Origin of the sequence: Microbacterium canaveralium (genome assembly GCF_047238045.1) — a bacterium.
Classification (GTDB): Bacteria; Actinomycetota; Actinomycetes; order Actinomycetales; family Microbacteriaceae; genus Microbacterium.
Genome location: NZ_JBDFMA010000003.1, coordinates 298,680 through 314,409, shown reverse-complemented (window position 1 = coordinate 314,409; position 15,730 = coordinate 298,680). Strand labels below are relative to the sequence as shown.

Annotated in this window: 11 protein-coding genes and 1 pseudogene; 7 read left to right on the top strand and 5 right to left on the bottom strand. The window is 70.8% G+C overall.

Annotated elements, in window-relative coordinates:
* Window positions 1-133 precede the first annotated feature (133 nt).
* Entirely contained in the window at window positions 134-1,882 is a 1,749-nt protein-coding gene (locus ABC271_RS02400) for an ABC transporter ATP-binding protein (RefSeq protein WP_412923321.1), read from the top strand.
* Window positions 1,879-2,637: an energy-coupling factor transporter transmembrane component T gene (locus ABC271_RS02395; protein WP_412923320.1), complete on the top strand. Its 759-nt coding sequence runs from the start codon at window positions 1,879-1,881 to the stop codon at window positions 2,635-2,637. The genes ABC271_RS02400 and ABC271_RS02395 overlap by 4 nt, the downstream gene beginning before the upstream one ends.
* Before the next feature lie 6 nt (window positions 2,638-2,643).
* Here ABC271_RS02395 and ABC271_RS02390 read toward each other — a convergent pair whose 3' ends face one another.
* A complete protein-coding gene (locus ABC271_RS02390; RefSeq protein WP_412923319.1) occupies window positions 2,644-3,750 on the bottom strand; it encodes a M15 family metallopeptidase in 1,107 nt (368 codons plus the stop codon).
* A gap of 122 nt (window positions 3,751-3,872) precedes the next feature.
* Here ABC271_RS02390 and ABC271_RS02385 point away from each other — a divergent pair, with 122 nt between their 5' ends.
* Complete coding sequence (locus ABC271_RS02385) at window positions 3,873-5,261, top strand: AAA family ATPase (RefSeq protein WP_412923318.1); 1,389 nt, start codon at window positions 3,873-3,875, stop codon at window positions 5,259-5,261.
* Between the two features lie 47 nt (window positions 5,262-5,308).
* A complete protein-coding gene (locus ABC271_RS02380; protein ID WP_412923317.1) occupies window positions 5,309-6,412 on the top strand; it encodes an Rv2578c family radical SAM protein in 1,104 nt (367 codons plus the stop codon).
* 50 nt (window positions 6,413-6,462) lie between these two features.
* On the opposite strand, the gene ABC271_RS02375 is transcribed toward ABC271_RS02380, so the two are convergent.
* The gene (locus ABC271_RS02375) at window positions 6,463-8,751 is read right to left on the bottom strand and encodes a DEAD/DEAH box helicase (protein WP_412923316.1); all 2,289 of its coding nucleotides are present in this window, start codon (window positions 8,749-8,751) and stop codon (window positions 6,463-6,465) included.
* A gap of 383 nt (window positions 8,752-9,134) precedes the next feature.
* Here ABC271_RS02375 and ABC271_RS02370 point away from each other — a divergent pair, with 383 nt between their 5' ends.
* From ABC271_RS02370 to ABC271_RS02360, 3 genes and pseudogenes are all read left to right on the top strand, one after another.
* Window positions 9,135-9,758: an antibiotic biosynthesis monooxygenase gene (locus tag ABC271_RS02370; RefSeq protein ID WP_412923315.1), complete on the top strand. Its 624-nt coding sequence runs from the start codon at window positions 9,135-9,137 to the stop codon at window positions 9,756-9,758.
* Window positions 9,755-10,660, top strand: coding sequence for an aldose 1-epimerase family protein (locus ABC271_RS02365; protein WP_412923314.1), 906 nt, complete (start codon window positions 9,755-9,757; stop codon window positions 10,658-10,660). Before ABC271_RS02370 ends, ABC271_RS02365 begins: the two co-directional genes overlap by 4 nt.
* 163 nt (window positions 10,661-10,823) lie before the next feature.
* Window positions 10,824-11,519, top strand: a pseudogene (locus tag ABC271_RS02360) (DUF998 domain-containing protein); the annotation flags it as partial.
* 223 nt (window positions 11,520-11,742) lie between these two features.
* Here ABC271_RS02360 and ABC271_RS02355 read toward each other — a convergent pair.
* The 3 genes from ABC271_RS02355 to ABC271_RS02345 form a co-directional block, all read right to left on the bottom strand.
* The gene (locus ABC271_RS02355) at window positions 11,743-14,907 is read right to left on the bottom strand and encodes an efflux RND transporter permease subunit (RefSeq protein ID WP_412923313.1); all 3,165 of its coding nucleotides are present in this window, start codon (window positions 14,905-14,907) and stop codon (window positions 11,743-11,745) included.
* A 118-nt stretch (window positions 14,908-15,025) separates the two neighbouring features.
* On the bottom strand, window positions 15,026-15,391 hold the full coding sequence (locus ABC271_RS02350) for a fluoride efflux transporter FluC (protein ID WP_412923312.1): 366 nt from the start codon (window positions 15,389-15,391) through the stop codon (window positions 15,026-15,028).
* A 50-nt stretch (window positions 15,392-15,441) separates the two neighbouring features.
* The gene (locus ABC271_RS02345) at window positions 15,442-15,666 is read right to left on the bottom strand and encodes a hypothetical protein (RefSeq protein ID WP_412923311.1); all 225 of its coding nucleotides are present in this window, start codon (window positions 15,664-15,666) and stop codon (window positions 15,442-15,444) included.
* Window positions 15,667-15,730: the final 64 nt, after the last annotated feature.

Here is a 15,730-nt window from a genome sequence, read left to right as displayed (position 1 = left end):
AGGAATCTCGAATGTACCGTTCGCGCAATTCGGCCGTCCAGAGCGCAGGATCCGGGCTCCTCGACGTCGAGACGCCGCCCGGCGGTGGTTAGGCCTACCTAAATAGACTGGATGCCTCGCCGACAGGACATCCGTGACCACCCACCCGCACCCGACCGCCGCGACGCCCCGCGCGGACATCGATGCGCTGCTGCGCCTGCGGAACGTCGGCGTCACCCACCTCGAGGCCGACCGCCCGACGCCCGCCGATGTGAGCTTCGACGTCCGACCGGGCGAGGTGGTGCTCGTGCTCGGCCCGAGCGGGTCGGGGAAGTCGACCCTGGCCATGACCATGAACGGACTCATCCCCCATGCCGTCCCGGGCGATGTCACCGGCACCGTGATCGTGGGGGGCCGGGACGCCGCGACCTCGCCGGTCTCGGAGCTCGCCCTGACCGTGGCGATGGTGTTCCAAGACCCCGATGCGCAGCTCATCACCGGCACAGTGCTCGACGAAGTGTGCTTCGGTCCCGAGAACCTCCGGCTCCCCGTGGCTGAGGTGCTCTCACGGGCGGAGGCGGCGCTGCGTCGCGTCGGGCTGTGGGACCGGCGCGACGACTCGCCCGACGTGCTGTCCGGCGGCGGACGGCAGCGTCTCGCGATCGCGTGTGCGCTGGCGATGGCATCCCCGCTCCTCGTGCTCGACGAGCCCACCGCGAGCCTCGATCCGGCCGGGGTCGCAGAGGTCTACGCGGCGCTGCGCGACGTGGTCGCCGCGGGAGACCGCGCGATCGTGTTGATCGAGCACGACCTGGATGCCGCGGTGGACCTGGTCGATCGGGTCGTCGCCCTCGACAGCGAGGGCCGTGTCGTCGCGGACGGCGGCGTCGACGAGGTGCTGCGGGGGCGGGCGGAGGAGCTCCACGCGCTCGGCGTGTGGCTGCCGACCGCGACCCTCGCGGCGCTGCGGCTGCGCCGCGCCGGGTACGTGCTCGCGCGGTTGCCCCTCACACCGGATGAGTTGCGCACCGAGCTCGAGGCCGCGGCGCCGCCCGCCCTGGCATCCGTCCCCGGCCCCGTGCAGACGCGACCGATGGGCGAGCCGGTCGTGCGCGTGCGCGGCCTGCGGGTGACGCGCGGCGGCTCGACCGTCTTGCAGGACGTCGACCTCGACGTATCGGTGGGCGAGTTCGTCGCCGTCGTCGGCCCCAACGGTGCGGGGAAGACGACGCTCGTTCAGGCGATCGCCGGCGTGCGGCGCCCACCCCGAGGAACCGTCGCGATCGACGGACGGGACGTGCGACGCCTCCCCGCGCGGGTGCTGTCGCGCCACGTCGGGTTCGTGTTCCAGAATCCCGAGCACCAGTTCGTCACGACGACGGTGTTCGACGAACTCGCCCACGGCCTGCGTCGGCTGCGGCTCCCCGAGAGCGAAGTGCGCGCCCGCGTCGACGAGATGCTCGCTCGATTCGGCCTGCGGGACCGCGCGGACGCCCATCCATTCCTCCTCTCCGGCGGCCAGAAGCGCCGGCTTTCGGTGGGCACCGCGCTCGTCGGCGGGGCGGGGGTTCTCGTGCTGGACGAACCGACGTACGGGCAGGATCGCGCCCGCGCCGAAGAGCTGCTCGCGATGCTCGACGACCTCCGCGCGAGCGGGACGACGATCATCGTGGTCACGCACGACCTGCAGCTCGTCGCCGAGCACGCCGACCGGGTCGTGGTGATGGATGCCGGGCGCCTCGTCGCGAACGCTCCCACCCCTGCCGTGTTCGCCGACGTGCCGCTGCTCGAGCGCACCGGCCTGGGCGTTCCGCCCCTGCGCCGGGCGCTCGCCGGACTCCAGCGGCATCCGGAGCTCGCCTCGATCACGCGCCTGCGCGACCTCCCGGGGGGCGAGGGATGACCGCCGTCGCGCTCTCGCCCACCCGGGCGCCGTTCCTTCTGGGGCTGAATCCGCTCGCGAAGATCGCCGCGGCTCTGCCCGCGATCGTCGCGCTCGTCTTCGCGCGCGATCTCGCGACCCCGACGGCATTCCTCGGACTGGCGTCCCTCGTCCTGCTGATCGGCGCGCGATGGTCGGCGCGGCTCCTCGTGCTGCTCGGCGTCGTCGTGCCGCTCGCGGTGGTCGTCGTCGCCGCGGGCTTCGCACTGTGGGTCGACGCGTCCGGGGGCGGTGCCGAGGTGGTGCGCGCGGGGTCGTGGACTCTCACCGACGACGCTCTCACCACGGGGCTGGCCACGGGACTGCGGCTGGCCGCGATCATGGTGCTCGCCTTCATCGGCGGCCTGACGACCACCGGCCCCGACCTGGTCCGGGCGCTCGTGCAACAGCTGCGGGTGCCGTATCGCATCGGATACGCGGCGCTCGCCGCGATCCGCTTCGTCCCGCGCTTCGGGCGCGAACTCGACATCATCCGACAGGCGCACCGGGTGCGCGGCGTCGGCGGGTTCGCCCCGATGCGGTGGATGCGGACGGTCGTGCCGCTGCTGGCCGGCGGCATCCGTCACGCCGAGCGCGTGGCCCTCGCCATGGACGCGCGGGCGTTCGGCGCCCACCCCGACCGGACCGAACGCCACCTCGTCCCGTGGCGTCGCCGCGACAGCGTGTTCGTGCTCGCGTTCTGGGCCGCGTCGGCGGCGGTGTTCGTGGTGGTGTGACGCGGGTCAGTACGTCGGCGCCGCCGGGAGACCGAAGAACTCCTCCAGCGTCGTGTAGCCGCCGTCGTGGTAGGCCTTCGCCAGTTCGGGACCGATGTAGCGGAGGTGCCACGCCTCGGGATCGTATCCGGTCACGTCGGTGCGCCCCTCGACGTACCGCGTGATGAAGCCGTACTCCCACGCGTGGTCGCGGACCCACGCGCCCTGGCTCGATCCGGCGACGTCGTCGAGCGTGCCGCACGATCGGTTGCAGGGCACGATGTCGACCGTGAGCCCCGACTGATGCTCGCTGAAGCCGGCCCGTGCGCTCTCACGATCGGCGGTCTCGACTCCGCCGACCGCGACGCGTCCGGCGTACGTCGACTGCTGGTTCGCGTACGAGCGGAAGGCGCTGAGATAGCCGATCTCGCCGGCATCCGCGTCCTTCGCCGCCCCGACGAGGGACGACAGGGCATCCGCGGCCTGTCGGCGCAGCCCCGATTCCTTCAGCGCGCGCACGCCGTCGGGCATCACGAGGTCTCCGGGCCAGTAATCCACGGGTTCGTAGGGACGCTTCTTGTTCACCACGACCCACTGCCGGTTCGGGTCCGACAACGAGATGCACGGGGCGATCCCGGATGCCACGGCCGAACGGAACGCCTCCCCGCCACCGACCGCGGCGATCGCGGCACCATCGTCCCCGGATGCCAGGGCCGACGTGACCGCGGGGTTGTCGCAGGGGCTCGCGGGAGCCGGGGCTTCCGCGATCACCGGCACGGGCAATCCTTCGGCGGGCACCGCCGGCGGGCCGGCGATCACTGCCGCAGCTTCGGGTGCAGCGACAGGGGCGGGGGCGCTTCCGACCGCCGCGGCGACGGCGATGGTTCCGGCAGCCACGACGGTCGCCGTCAACGCGAGCGCCGCCACGAGACGGCGTACGGAACGTGGCTGCGAGGCCCACCTCACGCGTGCGCCGGGCGCCGCGGAGGCCGCGGCCGCGCGGTGCCGCCGTCGCGACATCGGGGGTTCGGCGATCTCGTCGGGAGTGACCACCGAGACCGCAGCCGTCGCCCGTCGTTCGACCTCGGCGCGCGCGGCGCGTCGAGGCGACAGCTCGGGATCGAAGGACGTCACTGCATCCATTCTCCCCCGGCCACCCGCCTCGGTCGAGGGGACGCACGGACGCGCAGCGAATCCCCGGTTGCCGGGCCGCGCCTGCCCAGGCAGGCTGGGAGGGTTGGGGCGAACGGGGGGCGATGATGATCGACGACGACGACCGGGAGATTCTGCGCACCGTCTACCGCTACCTGGAGCACGTGCACCTGGTGGCCACCGACGACAACGTGCACCGGAGCAGCGAGCTGGCCGACGTCATCTCGGCCCACTTGGGAGTGGATGTCACGACCGTGCCCGTCACGACCGAGTCGGTGTCGCTGCACCGGTACGTCGACGCGGACATCGCGCTGGACGAGCTGAGCGCCGCCGGCGACGGGCGGGTGATCGGCGTGACCGGAGGGGACCAGCGGTGGCACCTCTCGGCATCCGATCTGCTGACCTCGACGCACGGTCGCTTCACGCCCGGTCCGATCTCGTACGAGACGCGGGCGATCGGGCCCGGCACCGAGCGCCGCGTCGTCGCGTTCGGCGTGCGGCTGCTGACGTTCGACGGCCGTCCCCTCGCGGTGGTGCAGCGGGCGAGCACGGCGAACGCCATGCCTCCCACCGCGCGGCTGGAACTCTTCGGACCCGACCCGGATGCCACCAGCGCGGCCCTCGCGGAGATCCGACGCCTCATGGTCGAGCGGAGCGTGGTGCGAGGCCAGGTTCTGTCCTTCGCACCGACCGAGTACGGCTCGCAGGCGGGAGCGACGTTCCTTCCCCGCCCTTCGGTCGACGCCGACGAGGTCGTGCTCGCGGACGGCGTGCTCGAGAAGATCGTCGATCACGTGGTCGGCATCGGCGACCAGCGCGACGTCCTGCGCGCCGCGGGACAGCACCTGAAGCGCGGCGTGCTCCTGTACGGCCCGCCCGGCACCGGAAAAACGCTGACGGTGCGCCACCTGCTGTCGCGCACGCCGGGGACGACCGCCGTCGTGCTCACCGGCTCAAGCGTCCGTTTCGTCACCGCCGCCGCCGAGATCGCGCGCACCTTCGCGCCCGCGCTCGTCGTCCTCGAAGACATCGACCTCGTCGCCGCCGACCGCTCGTACTCGCCCCAGCCGGTGCTGTTCGACGTGCTCGACGCCCTCGACGGCTTGGAGGCGGATGCCGACATCGCCTTCGTCATGACGACGAATCACGTGCAGATCCTCGAGGAAGCCCTCGCCGCCCGCCCGGGCCGCGTCGACCTCGGTGTCGAGATCGCCCTCCCGGATGTCGCCGCGCGCCGCCGCCTGTTCCAGCATTACGCCGGCAGCCTGCCCCTCTCCCCGGAGGCCCTGGATGCCGCGGCGGAACGAGCCGAAGGGACGACCGGATCGTTCGCCAAGGAACTCGTGCGCCGCACGGTTCTGCGAGCGGCGCTCCGGGGCGACGATCTCCCCCTCGACGACGACCTGTCGGCCTCGCTCGACGACCTGCTGTCATCCGGCGCGGCGCTGACAAGGCTGCTCCTGGGAGGTCGGGAGTCCATGTCTTCTAACTGACGCCGTCTTCGCTTGCCATTTCTTCGAACACATGTTCCCATTGAGGGATGAGATGGCAGGGACAGAAGCTCGGCGTCGATGACACGTCGGCGCTTCCCGGCATGGAGCGTATGGACGGTCTCGTCCGCTCGGTCACCACCCCGGAGTTCGCGGGGATGACCTTCCACGAGGTTGTCGCGAAGACCGCCCTGAATCGCGTGCCCGGCGCTTCGGCGATGCCATTCGACTGGACGGTGAACCCATACAGAGGATGCAGTCATGCGTGCGGTTATTGCTTCGCGCGCAAGACCCACGAGTACCTCGACCTCGACTCGGGAGCCGACTTCGACTCGCAGATCGTCGTGAAGGTGAACGTCGCCGACGTCCTGAGGAGCGAACTGCGGCGCGGGTCGTGGGCCCGCGAACCCGTGATGCTCGGGACGAACACCGATCCTTACCAGCGCGCCGAGGGACGCTACCGGCTGATGCCCGACATCATCGGCGCGCTCGCCGAGAACCGCACCCCGTTCTCGATCCTCACGAAGGGCACGCTCCTGCGGCGCGACCTCCCGCTCCTCACCGACGCGGCGAAAGAAGTCCGCGTGACGCTCGCGATGTCGATCGCCGTGTTCAACGACGCCCTGCAGCGTTCGCTCGAGCCGGGGACGCCCACCGCCGAGGCACGCCTCGACACGGTGCGCGCGGCGACGGCGGCGGGGTTCCGCGTGACCGTCTTCCTCATGCCGATCCTCCCCCACCTCACCGACTCGATCGAGGCTCTCGACCATGCCCTCGGGCGCATCCGGGCCGCCGGCGCGGCGCGGGTCGTGTACGGAGCGCTGCACCTCCGGCCCGGAGCGAAAGAGTGGTTCCTGCAGTGGCTCGAGCGCGAGCACCCGGAGCTGATCTCGTCCTACCGCGGCCTCTATCCGGGTGTATCCGTGCAAGCGCCGCAGGCGTACCGTCGCTGGCTCGGCAAACGCGTCCAGCCCCTGCTGCGCCTGCACCGACTCGACGGCTGGGAAGAGGACGACCACCCGCGCGGCCGACCGCAGCCGGGGCTCGCCGACCGTACCGCGACGACGCCGCGGCTCGGACCGGTGCGCACGACCGGGTCCGCGGCATCCGCTCGCCCCTCCGTCGCACCGGCGAGCGAGCCCACCCTGTTCTGAAACCGCGAAAGCCCCGCCCGCACGCGGCGGACGGGGCTTTCGAGACCGGCTCAGGACGTGACGTCGGCGAGCTGGCGGCCGGCCAGCTCCTCGATGACGTCGTCACCGAGCTGCGTCTCTTCGAACGGCGCCTCGATCTCGGCACGCTCGAGCATCTCCGTCATGCGACGGCGACGCTGGCGCGTGATGAGGGTCACGACGGTTCCGCGGCGACCGGCACGGCCGGTGCGACCCGAGCGGTGCAGGTACGTCTTGTACTCGTCGGGTGCGTCGGCCTGGATGACGAGGTCGATGTCGTCCACGTGGATGCCACGGGCGGCGACGTCGGTGGCAACGAGCACGTTGACGCGGCCCGAGGTGAGCTTCTCGAGGTTGCGGGTGCGCTTCTGCTGGTTGAGGTCACCGTGCAGGGCGACCGCCGCGATGCCGGCCTCGTCGAACTGCTCGGCGAGCATCTCGGCGTAGGCGCGGGTGCGGGCGAACACGAGCGTCTTGCCCTCGCGGTCGACGAGCGAGCCGAGGATCTCGGCCTTGTCGCGGTGGTCGATCACCAGCACGCGGTGCTCGATGGTGCCCGAGTCCTGGTCTTCCCCGGCGACTTCGTAGACGGCCGGGTCGACGAGGAATTCGTCGACGAGCGCCGCGACCTCGCGGTCGAGCGTGGCCGAGAAGAGGAGCTTCTGGCTGCCCTCGGCCGTCGCGCGGAGGATCCGCTGCACGGGCTCGAGGAAGCCGAGCTCGCACATGTGGTCGGCCTCGTCGAGGACCGCGATGCTCACCTCGGAGAGGTCGAGCTTGCCCTGGTTCAACAGGTCCTCGATGCGGCCGGGGGTGCCGATGACGATGTCGACGCCCTTCTTCAGCGCACCCACCTGACGCGCCTGCGGCACGCCGCCGTAGACCTGCGTCGTGAAGAGACCGACGCTGCGCGCGATCACCTGCACGGTGCGGTCGATCTGCAGCGCGAGCTCGCGCGTCGGGGCGAGGATGAGCGCCTTCGGCGCACGACCGAACTCGCGCTTCTTGCCCGCCTGGGCGCGCAGGATGCTCTCGACCAGCGGAGCGCCGAACGCGATCGTCTTGCCCGAGCCGGTGCGGCCGCGCGCGAGGACGTCGCGGCCCTCGAGGATCGGGGCCACGGTGGCCGCCTGGATCGGGAACGGGTTCGCGGCGCCGAGACCGGCGAGCGCGCGCACGATGTTGTCGCCCAGGCCCAGCTCGGCGAAGCCGGCGCCGGTCACGGTCGTCGCGTCCACGGCCTCGGCCTGCAGGCGCTCGTGGACGACGTCGACGCGCTGCTCGTGCTCGGCCGAACGCTTCGGCGTGGCGTTCCAGTCGGCTCGGTTGGGGCCGTCGGTCCGGCGGGGGCGGTCGTCGCGGCGCGGGCGGTCGTCGAAGGAGCGAGCCGGGCGGTCGTCGCGGCGCGGGCGGTCGTCGAAGGAGCGAGCCGGGCGGTCGTCGCGGGCCGGACGGTCGCTGCGGTCGAACGAACGGGCCGGGCGGTCATCGAACGAACGCGCGGGGCGGTCGGCGCGGTCGAACGAACGCGCCGGGCGCTCGGCGCGGGCCGGGCGGTCGCTGCGATCGAACGAACGCGCCGGGCGGTCGTCACGGGCCGGACGGTCGCTGCGGTCGAACGACCGGGCCGGACGGTCTTCGAAGGAACGCGCGGGACGGTCGTTGCGGTCGAACGAACGCGCGGTCCGGTCGTTCCGATCGAACGAACGCGCCGGACGGTCGTCACGGGCCGGACGGTCGCTGCGGTCGAACGAACGCGCGGGGCGTTCGGTGCGATCGAACGAGCGCGCGGGCCGGTCATCGCGAGCCGGACGGTCATCGCGACGCTCGAACGAACGCGCCGGGCGCTCGGTGCGATCGAACGACCGAGCGGGGCGCTCGGTCCGATCGAACGAACGCGCCGGACGGTCATCACGGGCCGGACGGTCATCACGACGCTCGAACGAACGCGCCGGGCGGTCGTCGAACGACCGACGCGGACGCTCATCGCGATCGAACGAACGCGCGGGACGCTCGTCGCGGCTGCGGGGCGCGGCATCCCTCTCGGGACGGGCGTAGCGGTCATCGCCGCGGGCTTGGCTGCGGATGCCGCGGGCCTCGTCACGACCGACACGGTCCTGCGCGGACCAGCGGCGCTTGGCGGGGGCGGCGTCGGCCTCGGGAGCGCGGTAGCCGCGGTGGCTCGGGCTCTTGCTCCCGGGTTTGGCGGGCGCATCCGCTCCGGGGCGACGCTTGCGGTCCTGGAACGACGTCGTCGCGCCGTAGCGGGGCTCGAAGTTCTTCGCGGCGCGACCGCCGGCGGGCTTCTTGTTCTTGGGCATGGGGTGTCCTTCTGGGTTCTGTTCGCGCGAAACAGCGGCACCGTACAGCGGTGCAAAACCCGGACATCCGTCGGCCGGGGGCCATTCACTAGTGATGGTCGAGACGCGATCGCGTTCTCTCCATCGGCCCCTTGGACTCACAAACCCATCCGCACACGGTGCGGTGTCCAGAGCCGACCTCACCACGTTACAGGTAGCCCCTGGGAATGGCATCCATATCGTCGAGGCTCGTCCCACTTGTTGCCACCTCGGCGGCGCTCAGACGGCAAGAAGTGGGACACGCTCCGCCATAAGTGGGACGAGGCTCTACGCGAGCGACGGAACCGAGGCGGCCGCTCGTCGCAGCCCGCGCGAGACACCCCTCCCTGCACGAAGATGGACGCATGGCAGACACCGACGCCCACCCCATCACGGTGGCGATCGAGCGGCGCATCGACCCGACGCGCACCGCCGAAGCGACCTCCTGGATGCAGGCCGGCACCGACCTCGCGACCGCCTTCCCGGGCTTCCTCGGCTCGGGATGGGTACGCGCGGGCGAAGACAGCGACCTCTGGTACATGCTGTACCGCTTCCGCGACATCGCCACCCTCGAGGGGTGGGAGACGTCGTCGCAGCGGCGGTGGTGGCTGGATTCGGGCAGACCCTTCGCCCGCGAGGAGCGCGTCGAGCGCCGCACGGGCATCGAGGGATGGTTCGACGCGGCATTCGGATCGGTGCTCGCCCCGGCCGATGCCACGACCCAGAGCGTGCAACAGCCGGTGCCGCCGGCTCCGCCCCGGTGGAAACAGGCCGTGACGATCTGGGTCGGCTTCTTCCCGACGAACCTCCTCGCCAGCTGGCTGCTGGGATTCGTGCCGGGCTTCGGCGAGATCCCTCTTCCGCTGCGCGTGCTGGCCACGACTCTCCTCCTGACGCCCGTGATGACCTACGCGGTCCTTCCCTGGGTGACACGCCTCCTGCGACCCTGGTTGCAGCGTCCGCCCCGCTCTCGAAAGGCCTCGTCATGACCGCCGATCCCACCGGCCACCGCTTCCATCTGCGAGGCCCCCGCTCCTCGGCCGAGATCGCCCAGGTGGGTGCCGCACTCCGGGCGCTCACGGTCGACGGCGTCGACCTCGTCCCCCGCTACGCGGACGACGTTCCGACTCCGGCCGCATCAGGGGTCGTGCTCGTTCCCTGGCCGAACCGCATCCGTGACGGCAGGTACTCCTTCGCGGGCGTGGAACGGCAGCTCGCCCTCAGCGAGCCGGCCTTCGGCAACGCCAGCCACGGGCTGCTGCGCTTCGGCTCCTACACGGCCGTCGAGGTCACGGACGACCGGCTCGTTCTGACGGCCGACGTCGTCCCGCAGACCGGCTACCCGTTCCACCTGCGCACCCGGGTGACCTTCATCCTCCTCCCCGACGGACTGCACGTCGAGCACGTGATCGAGAACGTCGGTGCCGACACGGCCCCGGTGGCGCTCGGCATCCACCCGTATCTGCAGATCGGCGGTGTCGCGACCGCCGACCTGGTGATCCACTCCACGGGCACCTCGACCCTCGTCGTGGACGACCGCAAGCTCCCCGTCGACGAGGTATCGGTGAGCGGGGCGACCGACCTCCGCGCGGGCCGACGTCTCGGCGACGTCGCGCTGGACAACGCCTACCGAGGACTGGAACGCGATGCCGACGGTCGGGCCCGCCACACGCTCACGGCACCCGACGGTCGGCGCGTCGAGCTGTGGCAGGACGCCGGTTTCGAATGGACGCAGGTCTTCACCACCGACCGCTACCCCGGGAATTCCCTGGCAGTCGCCATCGAACCCATGACCGCACCGTCGAATGCGTTCGCGTCCGGCGTGGATCTCGTCGCGCTGGAGCCGGGGTGCGAAATGCGTCGTGAATGGGGCATTTCTTACCGCGCATGAGGCTCTTGTCCCCCATTTGGGGGACAAGGAATTTGCCATACGATCTGGGGAATTCGCAGGCAAGACCTTTCCTATGAGGGCGCTCGGAAAGTTACGATTCCCTTGACGGATTCCGTCGCCGCCGGGGAGACCGAGGACCATCGTCCCCTCGGCTCAAACCCGAATGAGCCGACGGGGGCTGGGGGTCTCGCGGTGTGGGGGGACGCCCGATCCGTCCACGACGAAAGTGCCCGAAATGAGCATTGCGGTCCGCCCCGCCGTCCCTTCTGCCGACCTTCCCACGCTCGCGCGGCGCCTCACCCGCCGTTTCGACGACATCCCCACGATGCACCTGGCCGGTCTCGTGCTCGTCGTCCTGGTCGGCGGCATCCTGGCATCCATCCTCACGACGAGCGACCCGCTGTGGTGGCAGCTGCACTTCAGCCAGCTCGGCACGTTCGGCGACCTCTCGGCCGCCTTCTTCAACACCACGCTCAAGGTCGGCGGATCGCTCGTGGTCGTCTACGCCGTGCGGGTTCGTCGTGACCTGCGCCGGCTCGGACGCCGGGCCGGCCGTCGCGGTGCACCCACCTCCGCGGCATTCTTCCTGACGGTCATCGGCGTGAATCTGGCGCTCGTGGGCTGCGTTCCGCTGAACACCAACAAAGACCTGCACGACAAAGTTGCCGGAATGATGGTGCTGGGTTTCGCGGCCCTCCTGCTCACGTCCCCCTTCCTGCTTCACCGTCTGCCGAAGCGTCTCGTGATCTCCACGTCTCTCGTCTTCGTGTTCCTCTTCGCCGGGGCGTGGCTCTTCGTCACGGCCACCATCAACCTCGCGCTCTTCGAGGTCATCGCCTTCAGCGCGATGTTCGCGTGGTCGGGAGTATTCACGCACTGCCTCGGCGGCGCCCAGGCGCGTCCGGTCACCGCTCCTGTGGAAGCGCCCGCCCTCGAAATCGCTCGCCGCACCCGAGTGTCCGCCACGCGAGCCGCTGTCACCGGAATTCCGGTCGCCGCGAATCCCGCCGCGGCGACCACTCCCGTCGCGCGCCGATTCCCCCACGCCCGTGTGAGCGCGATGCGACGCCGCCCCGCGATCGTCAGTGGCGCTCGCGCAGCTCTCGTCGGCTCAGCGGGTGCTCGTCCGTCGTCGGCTCGGCCTCGTCTGCGGCGGGCGTCGAGCGCGCCGCGCGGCGAGCGATACGGCGCTCCCGCGCTCCCTCGACGAGGTTGTACAGCGTCGGCAGCACGAGCAGCGTCAGGAACGTCGACGACACGAGTCCGCCGATCACCACAACCGCCAGCGGCTGCGAGATGAACCCGCCGTGCCCGGTGATACCCAGCGCCATCGGCACGAGCGCGAAGATGGCCGCGAGCGCCGTCATCAAGATGGGGCGGAGTCGTCGTGAGCCACCGACGACCGTGGCCTCGAAAACGCTGAGTCCGCGCGCACGATATTGATTCACCAGGTCGATCAGAACGATGGCGTTCGTGACGACGATGCCCACGAGCATCAGCGCACCGATCATGCCGGCCACCCCCAGGGGCACGCCCGTGATCGCCAACATCAGGATCGCGCCGGTTGCGGCGAACGGCACCGAGACCAGCAGCTCGAGCGGCTGACGGAGCGACTTGAAGGTCGCGACCATGACGACGTACACGATGAGGATCGCGGCCAGCAGGGCCAGACCGAGCTGACCGAACGCGTCCTGTTGATTGGTCACGACACCGCCGAGCTTCGCCGTCGCACCGTCGGGCAGCGACACGTCGGCGAGCGCGTCTCGCACGCTCGCCGAGGAGCTGCTGAGGTTGTCGCTCGTGGGGGTGACCGTGACGGTCGCCGTGCGAAGTCCGCGGGAGGTCGTGATGCTCGGCGGCGTCTGACTCGTCTCCACCGTGGCGATCTCGTCGAGACGCACGGCACCCCGCGCCGTGGGGATCTGCAGGGCGCGCAGGGTGTCGATGGTGGTGGGCGGATCGTCCGAGGCGATGTAGACGCTCAGCCCGCGCCCATCGATCTCCACGGTGCCCGCCTGTCGCGGCTGCATCGCGCCGGACACCAGCGCGCCGACGGTGCGCTCGGAGAGCCCGCGCTCGGCGGCGGCATCCCGGTCGACCCGCACCGAGACGAACGGCAGTGACGCCGACAGGCTGCTGGTCACCTGACCGATGCCCTCGCGTCCCTGGAGCCCCGAGACGACAGCGTCGGTGGCCTGCTGGAGTCCTTCGCCGTCGGCGGCGGTCACGTCGACGGTGATGTCGCTCGAGCCGAAGCCACTGCCCTGGGCGCTCACCTCGATGTCGCCGGCGTCGGCGATGTCGGACACGGCGGTGCGCACGCGCTCGCGGAGCTCGACCTGGTCGGCGCCCGCTTCGGAGGTGATCGAGTACGTGATGCCCGATCCACCACCCGAGAAGGCGTCACGGAGAGCCGAGCCGCTCGAGCCGATGGAGGTCTGCACGGTCTCGACGCCGGGGATGTCGCGCAGGACCGCCTCGACGCGCTGCGCGGCGTCGTCTTCGGCCGTGAGACTCGGTGCGGCGCCGATCTTCTGTGTGACGGTGAACGTGTTCTGACCCGAGTCGCCGAGGAAGTCGGTCTTGAGGAGCGGAACGGATGCCACGGTCCCGGCCAGCACGAGCACGGCGAGCCCGAGGGTCACCCACGAGTGCCGCAGGGTCCAGCTGAGGATCGGGACGTACGCCTTCTGCAGGCGCGAGGGAGGCGCGGTCGGCGACTCGGGGTCGACGGGGTTGCCCTCGGCATCCCGGATCACCTTCCCGGGCTTGAGGAACCACGAGGCGAGCACGGGGACGATCGTGAGCGACACGAGCAGCGACGCGGCCATGGCGATCGAGACGGTCAGCGCGAACGGGCGGAACAGCTCACCCGTCACGTCGCCGACGAACGCGATCGGGAGGAAGACCGCGACCGAGGTGATCGTGGATGCCGTGATCGCGGCAGCCACCTCGCGCACGGCACGGATGATCGTGGGGATCTTGTCGGCATCGCCGACGTAGTGCCGCTTGATGTTCTCGATGACGACGATGGAGTCGTCGACGACGCGCCCGATCGCGATCGTCAGGGCGCCGAGGGTGAGGACGTTGAGCGAGTACCCGAACGCCTGCAGCCCGACGAAGGTCGCGAGGACGCTGGTGGGGATGGAGATCGCCGTGACGAGCGTCGAGCGCACCGACATCAGGAAGATGAGGATGATGACGACCGCGAACGCGAGGCCGAGCAGACCCTCCTGCGCGAGGGCCTCGATCGACTGCTCCACGAACGGCGCCTGATCGAATACGACCGTGAACGTGGCGCCGTTGAGCGAGGACTCGAGATCGGGGATCGCGGCCAGGACGGCGCGCGAGACGTCGACGGTATTGGCGGCGGGGAGCTTGGTCACGGCGATCGTGAGCGCGGGCTCGCCGTTGACCCGCGACAGGGTCGTCACGGGGTCGGACTGCTGCGCCACGGTCGCCACATCGCCGATCGTGGTGCGTCCGGCCGTCACCTGCGCCGCATCAGTCGGGACGAGCGGGAGCGCCGAGATCTCATCGACGCTGGTGATCTTGGCCCCCGTCTGCACCGTCAGCGTCTCATCGCCCTCGGTGACCGTGCCTCCCGGGAACAGCACGCCGTTGGCTTCGAGGGAGTCGCTGATCGCCTGCTGGCTGAAGCCGCGCTCCGCGAGCCGGGCCGGATCGGGGGTGATGGTGACCCGCTGGCCGGTGCCACCGACCACCTGGGCGGCGTTGACGCCGTCGACGTCCTGGAGAGCCGGGACGACGACCGTCTCGAGGGTCGACTGGATCGTCTGCGCGTCGGAGTAGCCGGTGACGGCGAGCTGGATGACGGGGAAGTCGTCGATGCTCGCGGAGGCGACGGTGGTGTCGGCGGACTCGGGGAGCTGGTCGTTGATGCGCGCGATCGCGGCGAGGATCTTCTGCTGCGCCGCGGCCAGATCGGTGCCGTAGGTGAACGAGGCGGAGACGATCGAGGAGTTCGTCGTGCTCGTCGCGGTGGTCGACTCGAGCCCCTCCACGCCGCGGATGGCGCCCTCGATCGGCGTGGACACGTCGGCTTCGACGACCTCCGGCGAGGCGCCCGGGTAGGTCGTGACGACCGCGAGCTGAGGGAACTCGATCGACGGGATGAGCTCCTGCTTGAGGCTGGTCAACGCGAGGCCACCGAACACCGCGGCGACGATCGTGACGAGGGCGATGAGGGCGCGGTTGCGCAGGCTGAGCACGGCCAGATACGACACGCGGGGGCCCTTCGGTCGGCCGGTTCGATACAGGACTGTATCGACGGCCAGTATCCCACGGTCCGCGCGCGTGGAAGACGGCCGCGGAGGCGGCGGGCCAACGGATCGTGCGGGCGGATCAGAGGGCGCGGCCGAGGGCCAGCCCGAGGTCGGCCGCCAGGACGGACCCCACGAAGGATGCCACCGCGTACGAGGTCGCGGCGCGCGAGCGCCCCTCCTCCGCGAGGAGCGCCGTCGTCACGGCGACGGCGCTGAACGTCGTGTACCCACCGAGGAGCCCCGTGCCCACGATCCAGCGCCAGGCCTCGTCGGCCGCGAGCGGTGTGACGAGCCCCAGCGCGAACGCGCCGGTGAGGTTCACCACCAGGATCCCCCACGGGAAGCGCTCACCCGTTCGCCGCCGCACGGCGACATCGACGACGAAGCGCAGGGCCGCGCCGACACCGCCGGCCACGACGACCGCGAGGAAGACGAGGGGCGTCACGCCGCCAATCTACGCCGACGCAGGCGTCCGTGGCGGCGCCGGTCGCCGGCTCACGCCTCGAGCGCTTCGACCCGGCGGCGGAGCTCCGCCGCCTTCTCCGCGCCGAGCTGGGCGGCGGCGAGCTGCAGCGCGGCGCTCGCCGTCAGCGTCCGCGCCACGAGATACGTCGGACTCTTCTTCAGGTCGGGAATGACGTCGAGGATGATGCTCTCGGCATCCGGATCGGTCATGAGTGCCCCCAGCTTGACCTTCGCCAGGTCGTAGCGTGCAGCCATCGTCTCTCCTGCTCTCCGTGACATCGTCGTCACGCGCGCAATTCTTGCACATATGTCCCGTCAC